We start from the raw sequence: 252 nt of genomic DNA, 5'->3' as shown, positions 1-252 counted from the left end.
AGGATAGCCGAGATAACTTTGGTCAACGAAAAATTAAGATCGAACTAGAAAAGAAGAAGTGGACGGTTTCTCGACGTCGTATTGGGAGAATCATGAAAGAACAGGGACTTGTTTCAAAATATACTGTCGCTCAATTTAAGCCATCTCGTACGTCTTGTAACGAATCTGAAATAGGAAATACATTAAATCGAGAATTCAACCAAGAGGAAGAACTCAATGTAATTGTGAGTGACTTAACCTACGTTCGAGTCA

1 protein-coding gene is annotated in these 252 nt (G+C 38.1%); it reads left to right on the top strand.

The window, feature by feature from the left end; genetic code table 11:
- The coding region (locus ACHABW_RS26105; protein WP_435759961.1) for an IS3 family transposase at positions 1-252 on the top strand (252 nt) is incomplete at both ends.

It is taken from the genome of Salipaludibacillus sp. CF4.18 (assembly GCF_051262595.1).
Lineage (GTDB): Bacteria > Bacillota > Bacilli > Bacillales > Salisediminibacteriaceae > Salipaludibacillus > Salipaludibacillus neizhouensis.
The sequence above is the reverse complement of the archived record's forward strand: the minus strand, read 5'-3'. Positions and strand labels throughout refer to the sequence as shown.